The organism is Cohnella suwonensis, assembly GCF_042655365.1.
GTDB lineage: Bacteria > Bacillota > Bacilli > Paenibacillales > Paenibacillaceae > Cohnella > Cohnella suwonensis.
This window is the reverse complement of the sequence record NZ_JBHSMH010000113.1, coordinates 207558-225592: the sequence shown is the minus strand read 5'-3', so window position 1 is coordinate 225592 and position 18035 is coordinate 207558. Positions and strand designations below refer to the sequence as shown.

General features: G+C 57.5%; 15 protein-coding genes. 3 read left to right on the top strand and 12 right to left on the bottom strand.

The window, feature by feature from the left end:
* Positions 1 to 998 precede the first annotated feature (998 nt).
* The gene (gene xerA / locus ACFPPD_RS25810; protein ID WP_378083854.1) at positions 999 to 2153 is read right to left on the bottom strand and encodes a site-specific tyrosine recombinase/integron integrase; all 1155 of its coding nucleotides are present in this window, start codon (positions 2151 to 2153) and stop codon (positions 999 to 1001) included.
* 328 nt (positions 2154 to 2481) lie between these two features.
* Here xerA and ACFPPD_RS25805 point away from each other — a divergent pair, with 328 nt between their 5' ends.
* Positions 2482 to 3708: an MFS transporter gene (locus tag ACFPPD_RS25805; RefSeq protein WP_209746714.1), complete on the top strand. Its 1227-nt coding sequence runs from the start codon at positions 2482 to 2484 to the stop codon at positions 3706 to 3708.
* 26 nt (positions 3709 to 3734) lie between these two features.
* Here ACFPPD_RS25805 and ACFPPD_RS25800 read toward each other — a convergent pair whose 3' ends face one another.
* Positions 3735 to 5540: an ATP-binding cassette domain-containing protein gene (locus tag ACFPPD_RS25800; protein WP_209746716.1), complete on the bottom strand. Its 1806-nt coding sequence runs from the start codon at positions 5538 to 5540 to the stop codon at positions 3735 to 3737.
* Positions 5521 to 6447 carry an energy-coupling factor ABC transporter ATP-binding protein gene (locus tag ACFPPD_RS25795; RefSeq protein ID WP_209746718.1) on the bottom strand — a complete coding sequence of 309 codons (927 nt, stop codon included), beginning with the start codon at positions 6445 to 6447 and terminating at the stop codon, positions 5521 to 5523. The genes ACFPPD_RS25800 and ACFPPD_RS25795 overlap by 20 nt, the downstream gene beginning before the upstream one ends.
* A gap of 100 nt (positions 6448 to 6547) precedes the next feature.
* Between ACFPPD_RS25795 and ACFPPD_RS25790 the strand changes: the two genes are divergently transcribed.
* Positions 6548 to 7183 (top strand): biotin transporter BioY, encoded by a 636-nt coding sequence (locus ACFPPD_RS25790; protein ID WP_209746720.1) that lies wholly within the window; start codon positions 6548 to 6550, stop codon positions 7181 to 7183.
* 187 nt (positions 7184 to 7370) lie between these two features.
* Positions 7371 to 7979, top strand: coding sequence for a hypothetical protein (locus ACFPPD_RS25785; RefSeq protein ID WP_209746722.1), 609 nt, complete (start codon positions 7371 to 7373; stop codon positions 7977 to 7979).
* A 289-nt stretch (positions 7980 to 8268) separates the two neighbouring features.
* On the opposite strand, the gene ACFPPD_RS25780 is transcribed toward ACFPPD_RS25785, so the two are convergent.
* The 9 genes from ACFPPD_RS25780 to rny form a co-directional block, all read right to left on the bottom strand.
* On the bottom strand, positions 8269 to 8745 hold the full coding sequence (locus tag ACFPPD_RS25780) for a YlbF/YmcA family competence regulator (RefSeq protein WP_209746724.1): 477 nt from the start codon (positions 8743 to 8745) through the stop codon (positions 8269 to 8271).
* A 59-nt stretch (positions 8746 to 8804) separates the two neighbouring features.
* Positions 8805 to 10382, bottom strand: a complete 1578-nt coding sequence (gene miaB, locus ACFPPD_RS25775; RefSeq protein WP_209746726.1) for a tRNA (N6-isopentenyl adenosine(37)-C2)-methylthiotransferase MiaB — start codon at positions 10380 to 10382, stop codon at positions 8805 to 8807.
* Between the two features lie 93 nt (positions 10383 to 10475).
* The gene (gene pduL, locus ACFPPD_RS25770) at positions 10476 to 11048 is read right to left on the bottom strand and encodes a phosphate propanoyltransferase (protein WP_209747084.1); all 573 of its coding nucleotides are present in this window, start codon (positions 11046 to 11048) and stop codon (positions 10476 to 10478) included.
* Positions 11049 to 11158: 110 nt separating this feature from the next.
* Positions 11159 to 12025 carry a 2-oxoacid:ferredoxin oxidoreductase subunit beta gene (locus ACFPPD_RS25765; RefSeq protein WP_209746728.1) on the bottom strand — a complete coding sequence of 289 codons (867 nt, stop codon included), beginning with the start codon at positions 12023 to 12025 and terminating at the stop codon, positions 11159 to 11161.
* Positions 12026 to 12028: 3 nt separating this feature from the next.
* The gene (locus tag ACFPPD_RS25760) at positions 12029 to 13765 is read right to left on the bottom strand and encodes a 2-oxoacid:acceptor oxidoreductase subunit alpha (protein ID WP_209746730.1); all 1737 of its coding nucleotides are present in this window, start codon (positions 13763 to 13765) and stop codon (positions 12029 to 12031) included.
* Between the two features lie 183 nt (positions 13766 to 13948).
* Positions 13949 to 14890 carry a dipeptidase gene (locus ACFPPD_RS25755; RefSeq protein ID WP_209746732.1) on the bottom strand — a complete coding sequence of 314 codons (942 nt, stop codon included), beginning with the start codon at positions 14888 to 14890 and terminating at the stop codon, positions 13949 to 13951.
* A gap of 139 nt (positions 14891 to 15029) precedes the next feature.
* Positions 15030 to 15290, bottom strand: a complete 261-nt coding sequence (gene spoVS, locus ACFPPD_RS25750) for a stage V sporulation protein SpoVS (protein ID WP_027084382.1) — start codon at positions 15288 to 15290, stop codon at positions 15030 to 15032.
* A 258-nt stretch (positions 15291 to 15548) separates the two neighbouring features.
* Positions 15549 to 16343, bottom strand: coding sequence for a TIGR00282 family metallophosphoesterase (locus ACFPPD_RS25745; RefSeq protein WP_209746734.1), 795 nt, complete (start codon positions 16341 to 16343; stop codon positions 15549 to 15551).
* 104 nt (positions 16344 to 16447) lie between these two features.
* Entirely contained in the window at positions 16448 to 17989 is a 1542-nt protein-coding gene (gene rny, locus ACFPPD_RS25740; RefSeq protein WP_209746736.1) for a ribonuclease Y, read from the bottom strand.
* Between the last annotated feature and the right edge of the window lie 46 nt (positions 17990 to 18035).

Here is an 18035-nt window from a genome sequence, read left to right as displayed (position 1 = left end):
TGCCGTGTGCTGATAAACAACTCAGCCACGGCATTGGATATTAAATTGTTCTTGATCTCGGGTATTTCAGCTAACGTTAATGTGTTCACGACGTCCCACCACCTTAAGGCTCCGTAAGGAGCCGGCCGCGACGCGGTTAGGTGGTGCGGATGTGTCCGGCTGAATTACTTACAGTTGCTGGGCTACTCCAGTCGAATCCGCTTCCCTACTTCTGCCGGACCGAGGCGGCTCGTCCGCCGAAGCGTGAACATGGTGTTATACGATGTTGGACTATTCCTCGCAAGTTGCATCACTCCTGACTCGCTTCCGAGCTCGAATACGTCCTAAAAATGGGTTAGTCTCTCACGCTGAATCTCAGAACACCGCAATAACTCTTGCCATCTCATCCCGACTACTTCTTCGATTAATCCTCATGTTCCTGCTTCATTGCCACTCTCGCTGTTCTCTAGACACCGACAATTATTGCTTCCTGGCTCATCATACACAGACTAATTATATTCCTTGCTTTCAGGCACCTCTAGCTTTCAAAATAATACGATTTTGATCTTCTACTTTCAGGCACCTTTGCCCCCACAGATCTTAACCTAAGTTCAATTTGGTTGCTTTATTCATTAAAAGTACGTTCTTGATCTTGCTGTCAGGCACTTCTCGCTTGCATAATATTTCGCTTTTGACCTTCCACTTTCAGGCACCTTTGCCTTCACAGCCTTTAACCTGTGTCCTATTAGGTTTCTCAAAGTATAAAAATACGATCTTCGATTTTGATCTTAATTGCCATGCACGCTGTAACTAAGTCCCTCGAAACCTGAAATACTCCATGTCTCTTCCCTGAATCCAGATGGCAATCTCGATTGTACGCATACAATTCTTTAATTCGCAGTAGCTTCGAGTCCAATTTCGTATAACGTAAATTCTATGAATTTCGGATAATCCTAATAAGTTGTGGAGTTTCTGTATTTCGTAATAACTCGCATATATTCCACTTCTAATCCATTGACTTATTCCCGATCAATCATCCGATCCAAAGGGCTCTGAATACGACTCACGTCTTTTATCGCCACATGCGTATATATTTCAGTGGTCGCGACATTCTTATGTCCTAGCAGCTGCTGGATGTATCGAATGTCGATACCGCCTTCCAGCAAATGCGTTGCGAATGAATGTCTCAAGCTGTGGACGCTGACGTTCTTGCGAATTTCGGCTTTTTTGACCGATTGTTCGAACACTTTTTGGATGGTACGTTCGGTGAGGTGCCGATTAGAGTCAGCGCCGGGAAATAGCCAGCCTCCGCCCGGCTTTTCTTGTTTGACATATGCTAATACCGTCGCGTACGCCGCCTCGGAAAGTAGCGTTTGTCTGTCTTTCCTGCCTTTGCCTTGCCTCACGAGGAGCGTTTTTCGGTCGCGATCGATGTCGGCCATTCGCAACCGAACGACTTCGCTAACTCTAAGTCCCGATGAGTAAGTCAGAACGAGAATGGCGCGATGCTTCGGATTGCTCACGGCGGCAAATAGCCTCATCACTTCTTTAGCGGATAGCACGTCCGGCAGTTTTTTCTCCTTTTTAGGACGGATATACGCCCCCGGCTCTGCCTTCAGACCGCACACCTTTTCCAAGTAAAACTTGACCGAGCTTAGAGCCTGATTGACGTACGAATGAGAGAATTCCAATCGCAACAACCCGTTACAGTACCGCGGGATAAGCTCCGTCATGCTCAATTCCCGATTCTTTTCGTAAAAATCGTAAAACCGTCGGACTTGCCCGCAATATGCTGTAATCGTTTTCGAGCTGTATCCTCGAAGTCTTAGTTGCCGGGACAGCAGCTCTTCTGCATGCTTTCCCCACTGCGATTCCTCGAAAATCACGAGCTGCCTCCGGGCTAGCGCCTTCGCTTCCCGCTCCTCTATGCGATCGCACAGCCATTGACATTCTTCTAGCAAGCTATCGTCTGCGTGAAGGTCGGCATGATCGAACTTCTCTAACAATTCTCCCATATCCCGGAACGTATAAGGGATGATCCACGCCCGCAATTCAGGTTCCCAACGACGCCGATGTAGCTGCCTCATTCGTTGGATCGAATCTTCCAATGAAGGATCTCTCGACAAGCGTACGGTTAGTTCGCTATCGTTCCTCTTCCCAATCCAAAGCTCCATTCTCATCCCGCCTCTCCATTTTATCAGATACCTATAATTTGGAAAACAAAAAGAGGCCGCCCGTCCGATGACGGGAACAGCCTCGCGATGCTTTCGGAGTGTTCTTCTGCTATTGATGGGATTCTGCTAGTCTTGTGCCAAAAATCCGACATTTTACGTTTGCCCAAATCATACCATTGCCGCGCCGCCGTGTCCATTCCCAATGAGCCTGCGTGAGCCCGCATAAGCTTGCGCTCGCCGCCTACAATTCTTCTTTTCAATCCCGCCGCCATCCGTTACTGTTAGAAATGATCGCTCATGCACTTCAACCGGGAGGCCGTCTCACCACATGTTACACCACGCAAATACCGCAACGGCTCAGACGCGCGATAGCGCTTGGCTTGAACGCCGCCGTCATCTCGTTTTCGCCATCGCGACGGTACTCTATTGGTCTACGCTATACATATACGTGCCGATTCTAAGTCCTTTCTTGAACGACCGCGGTCTGTCGATGGGATGGATCGGATTTATTCTCGGCAGCTACGGGCTTACGCAAGTGCTTATCCGTTTCCCGCTGGGCATTTATTCGGACGCGCTGAACCGCCGCAAGCCGTTTCTGATGATCGGGATGGCCGCCGGTCTCGTCAGCTGCGCTTTGTTCATGATTCCGGGAGGCTGGGGAGGTCCGCTCTCAGGCCGGCTTATGGCGGGCATTTGCGCGGCGACTTGGGTGCCTTTTACAGTGTTATACGCGTCCTATTATCCGGCTAACGAGACCCATCGCGCGATGGGGACGCTTAGTTTCCTGACCGTGTTCGGCCAGCTCGCGGGCATGAGCGCCAGCGGCTGGCTCGCTTCGGCGGGAGGCTGGAACGCGGCATTCCTGTGCGGCATCTTCATCGCGTCCGGCGGTATGCTGATCACGTTATTCGTCTACGAGCCGAAGTCTCCGGTCGCCACCCCGCAATCGAATACGATCATTAAGCCTAGAGTGGATCGTAAAATCGTGCTGGTTACCGTACTCCGTTCCTCCCTGCTCCGTAAAGTCGCGTTATTATCGCTACTCGCTCATGGCATCCTATTCATTACGATGTTCGGCTTCACCCCGCTCCAGGCGGTCGAGCTTGGCGCCAGCGAAATGGAACTGACCGGCATCGTCGTCGCGTTCATGGTGCCCCACGCGCTCGTCTCCTTATGGAGCGGCCGTTACCTGACGCCCCGCTTCGGCACGAGGAACGTCGTCGTCGCCGGTTTCCTGCTCGCGGCCGTCTTCACTTGCGCCATTCCGTTCAGTCCGACTCTCGGCTGGCTCGCCGTGACGCAGATGCTGAACGGCGTCGCCCAAGCGATGTACTTCCCGCTCCTGCTCAGCCTGGCGATTCGCGACTTCAAACCCGCGGAACGCGCGACGGCGATGGGCTTCTACCAATCCGTCTACTCGCTCGGCATGTTTCTCGGTCCTTACCTCGCGGGCGCGCTGAACGCCGCTGGAGGGTTAAAAGCCGGCTTCCTGTTCGGCGCCTCGCTCGGCGTCATCGCCGCGATTCTATCCGTCGGTAAATCTCTTCGCGATTGACCCGTCGCCATTGGAGCATATCCCGCCTATCGATCGAAACCGACAGCCGCCAATGCCCACAATCCGATCATCGCGAGTGCGGAGCCGACGACTAGCAAGTAATCGCGCCATCGCCATAGCTTGCCGCCTGGCGATGCCATCGCGCGTGCGCCGTCGCCGACTCCCCTGCTTTGAAGCGCCGATACGACTTCGTCTCCGAGCCGGAACAACGCGAGCATGAACGGAATCGCCACGTCCCTCAGCTTCCGACCCAGCGCGATCGGCCCGCGGGAGATCGTTTTGCCTCGCGCGAGGAAAATCCTTTCGAATCTCCCCCACAGCTCGAGCAGTACCGGCACGAATCGCATGATCAACGTTACGGTTAGAATCGGACGCTGCGCCATCCCAAACGGTCTACCTTTATACGATGCCAGCCTCTCCAGCGACTTGCGAAGCGACAAGGGCGACATGACGAGCGGAATCGCCAAGCCCAACAGCATAATTAGGAAAGTCCGCAAGAACGGAAACATCGTCCCGCCGAAAGCTCCCCACTCGAACGTCCATCCGCCGCTCGCTCCCCAAGCGAAGATCGCCGACGTCGCCACCGTGAAGATCGCGTAATTGACGAGCGTTCCCTTCCATTTGCGAAGAGACACATTACCCGCCGCTAGTAGCGTGATGACGAAGACCGCGCCGATGGCAAGCGACGTCCAATCGCCGAGTCGGAACAACCCGGCGGACAACAGCGCGTAACCGAGCCAGATCGCGCGCGGATCGAATCCGGCCAGCCGATGGCGACGCGGCGCGTTTCCCCGTTGCCTGCGAGACTCGCTTAATCGCCCAGCCGCCGCCGTATCCGGTAACTCCCGATCCGTCAGACCGTCCGCCTTGACCAGCCGATGTTTCCTCTCGTTTTCCGCGGCTTCCGTCCCCTCCGCGCTTTCGGAGCGTTCCTCGCCGGACTCATTCGCGATCCATGCCAAAGAACCCCAACCGCTCGCCGCATCCGCCGGCCGCCACGCGTCCGTTGGCGAAATCCCGCAGCGCACCAGGAACCGGGCCATCCGCAGCCATTCCGGCACGGCCATGCCCGCTTGAGCGATCAATTCCGGCCGTTCGAGCAGCCGATCCCTCGCGCATGACGTTACATGGCCATCGACTCCGAGCAATAGCACGCGATCGGCAAGCGGGAGCGCCCAATCCGAATCGTGGGAGACGAGCAATAGGCCCCGCCCTTCCCCTTTCATTCGCAAGATCGCCTCCGCCAACCGTTCGTGGCCGGCGCCGTCGAGTCCCGAAGTCGGCTCGTCCAAGAGCAGCCAAGGTACCGGCGACGCGAACACGGAAGCAAGAGCCGCCCGGCGTCTTTCCCCGCCGCTCATCCGGTACGGATCCCGCTCCAGCCAGCCGCCCGCTTCCCAACCGACCGCGTACAACGCTTGAACCGTACGAGACCGACGTTCCTCCTCGGATAGACGGAACGGCTTCAACGAATAAGCCATTTCCTCTTCCAAGCTCCGCGCGAACAAGCCGTCCTCCGGCGATTGGCTCGCGTACCCGTAGCGGAACAACGCCTGACGGTTCAATCGCGGTCGCCCCGTCCGCCCGGTCGTCCATAACGGTTCCGTGCCATAGCTGACGTCGATGCCTTCGGGCGGCCGCAATCCGGCGAGTTTCTCGAGCAACGTCGTCTTGCCCGCCCCGTTCGCCCCGATCAGCACCGTCACGGTGCCGGGTTCTAACCGCAATTCCCCGCTAGATAACGAAGGAGCATCCTCACCCATATCGCCATCGCGCCAGCTTAACCCTTTAATGTTCAAAAAAACAGCTTCGTTATCGTATCGTCGCGTCATCCCGTTTCATGTCCCCCATGCGTTCTCTCGCCATGCGCCATTCGTCGGCCGTCACCGGCAACGGATCGTCCAATCGCCCGAGTCTTCGCAGCTCCAGCGCAAGCGACGGCATATAAGGCAATCTCAAACCCGCCCTGAGGCAAGGGGATATCGTCGTAAAAGGGGCATCGCTATCGGCACCGGCAACAACATCGGCACGACTACCGTATAAGAACTCGCGAGCATTCCCGTCGTGCACGATCCGGCCGTCCTTCATGGCGATCACCCGCATGTCCGGCAACAATTCGTCGAGCCGCTGCGTCACCCAGACGACGGCCGTCCCTTGACGGTGAAGCGCCGTTGCCAGCCGCATCACCTCGTCCCGGTTGCGATCGTCCAGCATCGACGTCGCCTCGTCGAGAACGACGAGAGGCTTACGCTCCGCCCCTGCCGTTGCCGCCGCGATCGCCGCGAGCTGCTGCTGCCCCCCGGACAGCGACTCCCATGGCTCGTCGCGCAGCCCGGACAAGCCCGCGCCCGCAAGCGCCCGTTCGACGAGCGCGTCGAATTGTTCCGCCGGCGCGCCGCTCCACTCGAGCGCGAACGCGATTTCCTCTCGCGGCGTCTCTCCGAACAATTGCGCCCTCGGCTGCTGCAGTACGATCGGACTCGCGCGATGTCCCGCGAATCCTCTCTCCGCTTCGCCGTACATGACGTCCGGATACAGGCCCGCGACGATGCGCGCGAGCGTCGACTTTCCGCTGCCGTTCGCTCCGACGATCGCTACCCATTCTCCGGGAGAGATCGTTACGTCGACTTCGAGCAATCGGGCATGAACATCGCCGTCATGCTCCCGCGCGATACCGATCACATCTCCGTATACCGTTACGGCGCGCAGCGCGAACGGTTCGTTATCCCCACTCGCCATCCGGAAATCTCCTCTTTTCAATCCGCCGATCCCGTGCTACAATCTCAATTGTTAACCAATAATATAGAACCAAGGTTAACATTTAGGAGGCATTTTGACAATGAATTCATCTACAACCACCTCACCTCAGACCGTACATACGGCCACCTCGACTTACCGCACGCGGGCTCTCGTCTATACCGCATTGCTCGGCGCGCTGTTCATCGTGACCACGCTAGTTAAGATCAACCTCGGCTTCACGCCGGTTCCGATCACGCTCGGCACGTTCGGCATTATGCTCGCGGGCGGCTTGCTCGGCGCCACCTACGGATTCTTAAGCATCTTTATCGTCGTCGCCCTGACCGCGACGGGACTTCCGTTCATCGGCGGCGCCGGCGGCATCGACAAGCTGACCGGACCGACGGCGGGTTACATCTGGATGTACCCGATCGCCGCCCTGCTGATCGGACTCGTCAGCGATGCCTTGTTCGCGAAGCGCGGGAAGCTAGGTCGTCCGCAGCAACTGCTTCTTCTTCTCGGCGTATTCGCCTTCGGTTCGCTGCTGCTTTACGTTTCCGGCGTGCCATGGCTTGCCCATGCGATCGACAACCCCGATTACGATACCGTTTCCGGGGCGCTGAAAGCCGGCTTCTATCCGTACCTGCCGGGAGACGCCATCAAAGCGGTCGTCGCGACGCTCGTCATCGTCGCCGTTCGCCCGGTCATCCCAGCCATCCGAGCCCGCCGTCCTCGTTAAAACACAGGGTAAGAAAGCAACCTCACTCCCCCTTATCCTCAAGGGCTCCCGCGTTCCTGCGCGGGAGCCCTTCTTCATGGCCGATTTCGCTCGATCAGGACGATGATACAATCGAGCCCCGACTCTCTTGCATAAAGTAGTAAGTCTCCTAGATTCATCCGCCTTGAAGGAGTGTGTCGCCTACTTTATGGCCAGCGGTCGCCTTGATCTGTTTATCGCCAAGCTCCCCGTCAACAACGTCGTGCTCACCCTGAATTGCTCTTACACCGGCTCGGAACTGCTAGCCATTCCCCGCAATACGCCGATAACTCTTAAGAGGGGAACGATCAAGCAGACGATCGAGCTTCAATTCCTGGAAGGCCGGGAGTGCTTCGCCGATTTCATGGAGATGAATTACGCGCTCGCGCGGCGGTTCCAACTGACCGCCTTGCGCAGATATTCGCTTACTTACGCGGAAGCCGACCAGACGATCACGATCGCCCCGGCCCCGCTTAGCGAGACGGTGTCCATGCTGACGGCAAGTACGCTCGGCGCCGGCACGTTATCCGTCGGGTATGAGCTGCTATCGAGGCTCGGCATTCCCGAAAGACAAGGCATGGTCATCAAAGTTCGCCAAGGAAAGAACATCGCGCGTATGCGTCTGCACGTTCCCGCGAACTTGTCCGACGATAAGTTAAGAGTTCCATCTTATTGGATCAACAAGTGGAAGCTGAGCGCGAATCAACCGCATGCGCTACAATTCGATCAGCGTAATTTCATGCTAAGCCTGAACGTCGCCGCCGTCGCGGCCCGATAATCGCTCCATTCGACGCCAAAGGCCGCGCAACCGCGCGGCCTTCTACGTTCCTTCGACATTCAAGCGACCCGTTCACTTCGACTTCTTCTTCGCGGCCGATCTCCCCTGCTTTTTCGGGTCGTCCGGCTTCGGCGCCCGCGTCTGCGAGTTCGGAATGCCTTCGGTCATCGGGTTGTCCTCCTTCGGCGCATCGGGCTCGTTTGACCCATGCGACCGTAGGATGGGAACTTGAGGCGCTTTCTATGCTTCTTCGGGCGATGCAGTCGTCATTCGCCCTTCGCTAGCGGATTCAGTCGCACTCTTCCGGCGCTTCGGCCGGTTTCGCCGCTTCCACGTCCAGCTTCTCGGCTACCGTATCGCGAATGACGCTCACGATCGATTGCAGCAAGTAGTTAACGTCGACTTGGCTTTGCTGGAACTGTTGTACGATCGGAATGTTGTCGAGCTCGTCTTGGATGGCGTCGATCTCGCCTTCGATTTTCTCGACCATCGATGGGTTCTTGAACGTGTTCTGGAACGCGACGAGCTCCTTCTGCTTTTTCTTGATCGTCGTAATCAAACCTTGCACCTTATCGTGCGACTGGATGAGCTTCTCGGACTTCTGATACAATTCGACCTCTTCGGACGTCGTGATGAGCTGAGCCAATTCTTTGGCTCTCGCCAATATATCTTCGCGGACGATCAGCTCCCGGTTATCGAATACCGGTACCGCGCAGCCTTCCCCGTGTTCATGGTCGTGATCGTGGTCGTGTGCGTGTGCAGACATCTTTCGTGATCCTCCGTTCGGGAATTCTCCCGCTTATCGTTATGGTCTATTGCCTTGTCTTATCCCGCTTGCTCGGCCAGCTCGGAAACTTCCGGGACCGGCTCGCCGATCGCTTCGGCTTTCACGTACCAAGTCTGGGCCGCCGTGATTCGCACGTTCACGAACCGTCCGATCCATTCCTTCTTCCCTTCGAAATGAATCAGCTTGTTCGATCGGCTGCGCCCGGACAGCACGTTCACGTTCGCTTTGCTCTCGCCCTCGACGAGCACTTCGACGACTTCCCCGACAAGCTCCCGATGATGCTCGAGCGACAGCTCGCCGATCAATTCGTTTAGCCTCGCCAGCCGATTCCTTTTCACTTCGTTAGGAACATCGTCCGCCATGTCGTAGGCCGGAGTTCCTTCCCGAGGCGAGTAGATGTACGTGTAGGCCGATGTCATGCCCGCTTCACGCATGAGCGACAGCGTCTCCTCGAACTGCTCTTCCGTCTCGCCGGGAAACCCGACGATGACGTCCGTCGTCAGCACCGCTCCCGGAATGTTCCGGCGAATGCGGTCGACAAGCTCCAAGTACCGCTCGCGCGAATACTTCCGGCTCATCCGCTTCAGTACGTCCGAGCTGCCGGATTGTACCGGCAGGTGAATATGCTCCACGAGATTGCCGCCCTTGGCGAGCACTTCGATCAGATGGTCGTCGAAATCGCGGGGATGCGACGTCGTGAACCGAACGCGCGGGAGGTCGATCTTGCGCATCTCGTCCATCAAGTGCCCGAACCGGTATTCCCGATCGGTAAAATCTTTGCCGTACGCGTTCACGTTCTGCCCGAGCAGCGTAATCTCCTTGAACCCTTGCCGCGCCAAGTCCCGCACTTCGGCGATGACGTCCTCCGGCAGCCGGCTCCTCTCCTTGCCCCGCGTGTAAGGAACGATGCAGTACGTGCAGAACTTATCGCAACCGTACATGATATTCACCCACGCGCGCAAGCCTTCGGTCCGTTTTTTCGGCAAATTCTCGACAATATCGCCTTCCTTGGACCATACCTCGATGACCATTTCCTTGCCGAAGTGGGCGTCCAGGAGCAGATGCGGCAACCGATGGATGTTATGCGTTCCGAAAATAAGATCGACGTGCGGGTGCTTCTGCATAATTCGGTTCACGACCGACGCTTCTTGGGACATGCAGCCGCATACGCCCAAGATCAGCTCGGGACGCTGCTGCTTCAGCACCTTCAAGTGCCCGAGCTCTCCGAACACCTTGTCCTCGGCGTTCTCTCGGACCGCGCACGTGTTCAGCAGAATGACGTCCGCGTCCGCGCGATGTTCCGTCTGGACGTAGCCCATTTCCTCGAACAAGCCTCTCATCACTTCCGTGTCGTGCTCGTTCATCTGGCAGCCGTACGTCTGAATCATATATTTCCTGCCGGCGCCGAGCGTTCTTAGCTCCTCCGGAACCGCGTTCTCGTAATGGACGCTGACCGCTTCTTTTCCCCGCTGCTTCTCTTCCCGGTAATCGGGCGCCGCGTTGATCTGCACGTTGCGGCCGTTGATCCGGTAAGTGGTCTTGCCGTCTTCGCGGCCGACCAGCTTCGCATCCGAGAAATCGAAATATTTGGAGTAATCTTTAGCATGATCGGACATTATGCCGTTCACTTCCTTCGTCTCGTCGAAGTCGAACTCGCCGGATGCGCGTAGCTATCCAATGGTCAATTATAGCACATTCGGGTAGCGGAATCAGCCTACGATCTCGCCGAAATCTCCCGTCTTCGCCCCGGTCGCGTTGCCCTCGTCCGTATCGATGTGCATGTCCAGCGCATATAGATCCGACACGCGCGCAAGCACCTGCTCGAAGACGAGACCGCGTTCGCCGCCGACCCGCACGGCCAGCATCATCTTGTCCGCGATGCCCCACTTCTCGGCATCCGACGTGTGGAAATGAATATGCCGCGCCGCCACGATCACGCCTTTGTCCACCGTCACCTCGCCCGCCGGACCGACGATGCGAATGCCCGGCGTGCCCTCGATGTTCCCGGACTCTCGTACCGGCGCCTGGACGCCGAGCGCGAACGCATCCGTGCGGGACACTTCCAGCTGCGTCATCGAACGCGCGGGACCCAGCACCCTAACGGTAGCGAACGAGCCTTTCGGTCCGTGCACGGCTACCGTCTCGTTCGCCGCGAATTGGCCCGGCTGCGAGAGCGGCTTGAATTCGGTCAACTTCGCGCCCGCCCCGAACAACGCTTCCACGTGCTCTTGGGACAAATGAATATGGCGCGCGGATACGCCGATCGGTACCTTTTTGCTTATCGTCATCGTTCGCTCCCCCTACCTTCGCGCGATTTCCAAGATGTATGTTGCTTTCAGTATAACGCAAGAGGCGCGCGGGACAAAACCCGCGCGCCTCTTGGGAAACCCTCTTATTTGAACTCCGTCAACAATTTGTCAAAGTCTTGGCGCGAAAGCATCATGTCCTGCTTCGACAGCGCCTCTTCCTTGAAGCCGACCGCGAGGTCCTCGTACGATTTGCGTTCCTTGTTCTGATAGACCAGACCGGTCAGCATGCCGTTCGTTTCCATGATTTTCGTCATCGCCGCGATGCGGTTGGAAGGATCGTAATCCGGGAATTGCTCCAGATTCACGATATTTTCCTTGAACCAGTCGTACGTGTTCACCTTATTGAACGTGACGCAAGGGCTGAACACGTTGATGAGCGAGAAGCCTTTGTGATTCAGGCCTTGCTCGATCAAGGACGTTAGCTGCTTCAAGTCGCTGGAGAACGATTGCGCGACGAACGTAGCGCCCGCGGACAGCGCGATCTCGAGAGGAGACAGCGTCGACTCGATCGAACCTTCCGGCGTCGACTTCGTCTTGAAGCCTTCCGCCGAACGAGGAGACGTCTGGCCTTTCGTCAGCCCGTAAATTTGGTTGTCCATGACGATGTACGTAATATCGAGGTTACGGCGAATGGCGTGAACCGTGTGGCCCATGCCGATCGCGAAGCCGTCTCCGTCTCCGCCCGAAGCGATGACCGTCAGTTCGCGGTTCGCGAGCTTAACGCCCTGCGCGATCGGAAGCGAACGGCCGTGGATGCCGTGCAAGCCGTAAGCGTTAATGTAACCCGAGATCCGGCCGGAGCAGCCGATTCCCGAAATGACCGCGAGCTGCTCGGGCTCGAGGCCGACGTTCGCGGCGGCCCGTTGGATCGCAGCCTGCACGGAAAAGTCGCCGCAGCCCGGGCACCAGTTCGGCTTGACATTGTTACGGAACTCTTTGAATGTAGCCATCCGTTAGATCAGCTCCTTGCAGGCTTTGTGGATTTCCGAAGGCAAGAACGGCGTACCGTCGTATTTCAATAGATTTTTGATTTTGTCGTGGTGTCCGATGTTTTGCTTGATCAAGTTGGCGAGCTGGCCCGTCGCGTTGTTCTCGAGAACGACGATGCGCTTCGCGGCTGCCAAGTGAGGCTCGAGCAGCTCGGACGGGAACGGGAACATCTGCCGGACCATGATCTGGTTCGTCGTCACGCCGTCAGCCGTCAGCCGTCCGCGGGCTTCCTCGATCGTGCCGCCGGTGGAGCCCATCGCGACGATCAGGAGATCCGGCGTCGCGTTCGGCGCGTCCGCCTTGATCGCGTTCGTCACTCGCAGGTCGCGAACTTTGCCCAAGCGTTTGTCCATCATTTTCTCGCGATTGAGCGCGTTCTCGGACGGTCTTCCCTCTTGGTCGTGCTCGACGCCCGTCACGTGGTGGATGCCGTGCTTGGCACCCGGCAGCACGCGGGGGGAAATGCCGTCTTCCGTGAGCTCGTAACGCTTGAACAGCTTGTTGTCTTCGTTCGCGGGCAACTCTTCCGTCACGAGCTTGCCGCGCTTGATGACGATTTTCTCGTAATCGAGCGGCTCGGACGTCTGCTTGCCGAGAGACAGCTGAAGATCCGTCGCGATGATGACCGGAATTTGATATTCTTCCGCGAGGTTAAACCCTTCGATCATATCGTAGAAGCATTCCTCGATCGTGCTCGGAGCGACGACGAGCTTCGGAATCTCGCCGTGCGTGCCGTAGATGAGGGCGTTGATATCCGATTGCTCCTGCTTCGTCGGCAAGCCGGTCGAAGGACCGCCGCGCTGCGTATCGACGATAACGAGAGGCGTCTCCGTCATGCCGGACAAGCCGATCGCTTCCATCATAAGCGCGAGACCCGGGCCCGCGGATGCGGTCATCGTGCGCACGCCGCCGTAGTTGGCGCCGATCGCCATCGTCACGGCCGCGATCTCGTCTTCCGTCTGAATGACGGTACCGCCGAATTTCGGCAGCTTCTTAATCAAGTATTCCATGATCTCCGAAGCGGGCGTGATCGGGTAAGCGGACATGAGACGGCATCCCGCCGCCAAGCTGCCGAGCGCCATCGCTTCGTTGCCGATCATAAACAGCTTCTGCTGACCGTCCGCGTCCTCGAGCTTGAATTCGTCGAGCGGACCTCCCGCTTGCTCCAACACGAATTCCGCGCCGCGGCGCACCGCTTCGATGTTCTTCTCGACGATCGCCGGCCCTTTGCGTCCGAACTCTTCTTCTACCGCTTTATAAAAGACTTCCATCGGCAGGCCAAGCAGCCCCCAGGAAGCGCCAGAAGCAACCATATTTTTCATGAGGGATGTGCCTAATTCTTCTGCGATGGCTGTAATCGGTACCGCGAATAGCCGCGCTTGCACGCCTTCCGGAATCGTCGGACCGAACTTCGCGTCCGCGACGACGACGCCGCCCGTCCGCAGCTCTCCCGCGTTCAGGTCGATGCTCTCTTGGTCGAACGCCACGAGAATATCCAGATCGTCGGAAATCGCCCGAATCGGCTTCGTGCTGATGCGGATTTTGTTATTCGTGTGTCCGCCCTTGATCCGCGAGGAAAAGTGCCGGTACCCGTACAGGTAGTAACCCAGCCGGTTCAGCGCGGTGGAAAAAATACGGTCCGTACTTTCCACGCCCTCCCCTTGCTGCCCGCCAATTTTCCATGACAGTTGACTGATCACATGCCCATCTCCTCTTAATCTCTAAGTCGTCGTATTTCGACACAATTACCCTATAATATTTTATATTACCGTAATAAAGTTTATGTTTAAGGAACGTAAATTGCAAGAAGTATTCGCGTAACGGAAATATGTTAGTTTGCGATCGGATCGTTGCCGATCCGAGATCGATTGCACGCGATCAATTCATTTCGGCAGATTTTTGGCGAAAAACCTGTAAGCGTTGTCACCCATAAAGCCTTCAACGAGCCGCTCCGGATAACGTTTCAGCAATGCTTCCGCAAGCGCGGGGTATTGGCCCGGATGGGACAGTCCGTCCACGTGCCGGGAAATGCCGTCGAAGTCCGACCCGAACGCGATGTTGGTCTCGCCGCCGAGGGCGCATACGTGCTCGACGTGGCGAAGCACGTCGTCGATCGTGGCCGGTTCCTCCGTCGTAAGGAACCAAGGCACGAACGTGATGCCGATGATTCCATCGGTGGAGACGAGAGTTTGGATCTGAAGATCGGTCAAGTTGCGAGGATGGTCCACGATCGAACGCGCGTTTGAATGGGACGCGAAGCAAGGACGCGAAGCCATCTCCGCGACGTCCCTGAAGCCGGCGTCCGACAAATGGGACACATCTACTAGGATACCCAACTTTTCGCACTCCGTAACAAGGCGGCGACCCGCCTTCGTCAGCCCCGCGCCTCTCTGCTCCATCGCCCCGTCGCACGCCCAGTTCGAATGGTTCCATGTCGGGCCCAATAGGCGCAAGCCGAGCCGATGGAGCAGGCGCAGCACCCACAGCTTGCCTTGAAGCCCGTCCGCGCCTTCGAGCGAGAGCAGCGCTCCGATCTTATTCTCCTGCCTGGCCGCTTCGAGATCGCCGGATCTGCGGATCAGCTTCATGCCTTTGGCCGTCAGCACCTCGCTCCAGAACAGATCCGCGCCGCGGAATACCGTTTCCGGATCGGACGGCAAATCCTCCGGCAAGAACAGCGCGAACGCCTGCAAGCCGATCCCTCCGGCCGCAAGACGCTCCGGCGTCGCGTCGAAGATCGCTTCGGCTCCGGTCGCGTTCCACTTGGCTCCCGGATTGTCCAGCAGCTTGCAGATGACGTCGACGTGCAAATCCGTAATCCTCATCTTGCATCCCCCTTCGTCATGACCGATCTATCCCCTCTTCCGCGCACAAAAAAACCTGTCGCAACGACGCAGCCGCCGCGTCATGACGACGCGGGCTCGGCTGCCGTCCTTGAACAGGTCGACATCGGCTAGCTTTGTTTTACCTCGGTTCGACGATCAGCTTAATCGCCGTGCGGTCTTCTCCGTCGATGACGATATCCGTGAAAGCCGGGATGCAGATCAAGTCCACGCCGCTCGGAGCGACGAAACCCCTCGCGATCGCGACGGCTTTCACCGCTTGGTTGAGCGCCCCGGCGCCAATCGCTTGCAGTTCGGCAGCTCCGCGTTCGCGAAGAACGCCTGCCAGTGCGCCTGCTACGGAATTTGGATTGGACTTTGCGGAAACCTTCAGAACTTCCATGACCAGTACCTCCTCTTATGACAACCCGCGACTTTGTTGGTTGCATCGGGAATGCATCGGAATCACAGGATGGGCCCACTAAGGCATACTTATTCGGTAACCCGAACGATAATTCCTTCTTTTGTTTCCCGTTCGGATGGGAACCGTTAGAGTTCTACGCGTTCCGGGGTAGCCGCAAAGCCAAAAGACCCCTAGGCCGGATGGCGTCGGAGTCTTTAAGGGTCGATCTTGTAAGCGCGAACCCGCTAGGATAACCGATTATACGGCGATCCAAGTGTCCTCGTCCAAGGAAATGTTCTGCACTTTCGTCGCTTTGCCGGTCGCTTCGTCGATGTCGACGAATACGCCGTTCAGCGTCCACTTGCCTTCCGCGACCGTGAAGCGGCCCGGCATGCCGGTGATGAAGCGGCGAAGCACCGTCTCTTTCTCCATGCCGAGAACGCCGTCGCGCGGACCCGTCATGCCGGCGTCCGTCAAATACGCCGTGCCTTCGGGCAGAATTCTCGCGTCGTTCGTCTGCACGTGCGTATGCGTGCCGACGACGAGGGACGCGCGGCCGTCCAAATGCCAGCCCATCGCGATCTTCTCGCTTGTCGCCTCCGCGTGGAAGTCGACGAGAATGCATTTCGTGCGGCGCCGAAGCGCCTCGATTTCTTCGTCGGCCGTCCGGAACGGACAATCCGACGGAGGCAGGAACGTGCGCCCGATCAAGTTCACGACGCCGAGCTCCTTACCGCCGACTTTCACGATCATGCTGCCGTTGCCCGGAGTGCCGGGCGGCAAATTGGAAGGGCGCACCAAGCGAGGTTCGTCGTCGATGAACTCGAAAATGTCCCGGTTATCCCACGTATGATTGCCCATCGTAATGCCGTGAACGCCCCACTCGAACAGCTCCCGGGTAATTTGCGCGTTAATGCCGCGGCCGCCCGCCGCGTTCTCCCCGTTGGCGATGATGATATGGGGATTGTATTTGTCCTTGATCCACGGCAATAGGCGCTTGACCGCGTCGCGGCCCACGTTGCCGACGATATCTCCGATGAATACGACTTTCATAAGTTTCAACTGCCCTTCTGCTCTTGTCGCGAAAAAAAGGGAAAAGTGGCTGCTTGTTGCCGCAGCCACTTCTCATCCTTCCCTGCATTCCGAAATTTATTTCGTTATTTCGCGTATTCCACCGCGCGGGTTTCACGAATGACGGTAACTTTGATGTGTCCCGGATAGTCCAGTTCGCCCTCGATTTTCTTCGTAATATCCCGGGCTAAGCGGAACGCCTCGGTATCGTCGATCTTCTCGGGTTGAACCATGACGCGGACTTCGCGTCCGGCTTGAATCGCGTACGACTTCTCGACGCCGTCGAACGACTCCGAGATCGCTTCGAGCTTCTCGAGACGGCGAATGTAAGTCTCGAGCGTTTCGCGGCGAGCGCCTGGACGGGCCGCGCTGAGCGCGTCCGCCGCGCCGACGAGCATCGCGATGACCGAAGTCGCCTCCACGTCGCCGTGGTGGGATGCGATACTGTTGATGACGACCGGATGTTCTTTGTACTTCTTGCCCAATTCCACGCCGATCTCGACATGCGAGCCTTCCACTTCGTGGTCGAGCGCTTTGCCGATATCATGCAGTAAGCCGGCGCGTTTCGCAAGCGTGATGTCTTCTCCGAGCTCTCCGGCCATCAAGCCGGTCAGGTAGGCGACTTCCATCGAATGCTTGAGCACGTTCTGGCCATAGCTCGTCCGGAATTTCAGACGGCCGAGAATCTTGATCAAGTCCGGATGCAAGCCGTGAACGCCGACTTCGAAAGTCGCCTGTTCGCCGTACTCGCGGATCCGCTCGTCGACTTCCTTGCGGGACTTCTCCACCATTTCCTCGATGCGGGCCGGGTGAATGCGTCCGTCCGCGACGAGCTTCTCGAGGGATGTCCTCGCGATTTCCCGGCGGATCGGATCGAAGCCGGACAGAATGACCGCTTCCGGCGTATCGTCGATGATCAGGTCGATACCCGTGAGCGTCTCCAGCGCACGGATGTTCCGCCCTTCGCGACCGATGATACGGCCTTTCATCTCTTCGTTAGGCAGCGAGACGACGGAAACCGTCGTTTCCGCCACGTGGTCCGCGGCGCAACGCTGGATAGCGAGCGAGATGATATCGCGGGCTTTCTTGTCGCCCTCTTCCTTCGCTTGGTGCTCGATTTCCTTGATCAGTTGAGCCGTTTCGTGACGCACTTCCTGTTCCACCGTCGACAAAATCATTTGTTTCGCGTCTTCTACCGACAGGTTGGAAATGCGCTCCAGTTCGATCATCTGCTGCTTCTGCAGCTGCTCGATCTGGCTTTGAACCTCGTCGATCCGTTTCTCTTTGTTGGCGACTTGCTCCTCTTTGCGCTCCAACGCTTCGAGCTTGCGATCCAGCGACTCTTCCTTTTGCAATAGCCGCCTTTCCAGGCGTTGAGTTTCGTTGCGGCGTTCGCGAATATCGCGTTCCGCCTCGTTACGGAGTTTGTGCACCTCATCTTTGGCTTCCAGCACCGTTTCCTTGCGGACGGCTTCCGATTCCTTCTTCGCCGATTCGACGATCTGAAGGGCAGCGGCTTCGGCGCTGGAAATTTTGGCTTCGGCAATGGATTTGCGAGCGACATAACCGATCCCAAAGCAAAGAACGCCAACAACGAGAATGATCAAGACCCAGATCCATGATTCCATGGTCTTTCACCTCCTCGTTGCATCTCCAAGGCAACCGCTTGGGGAT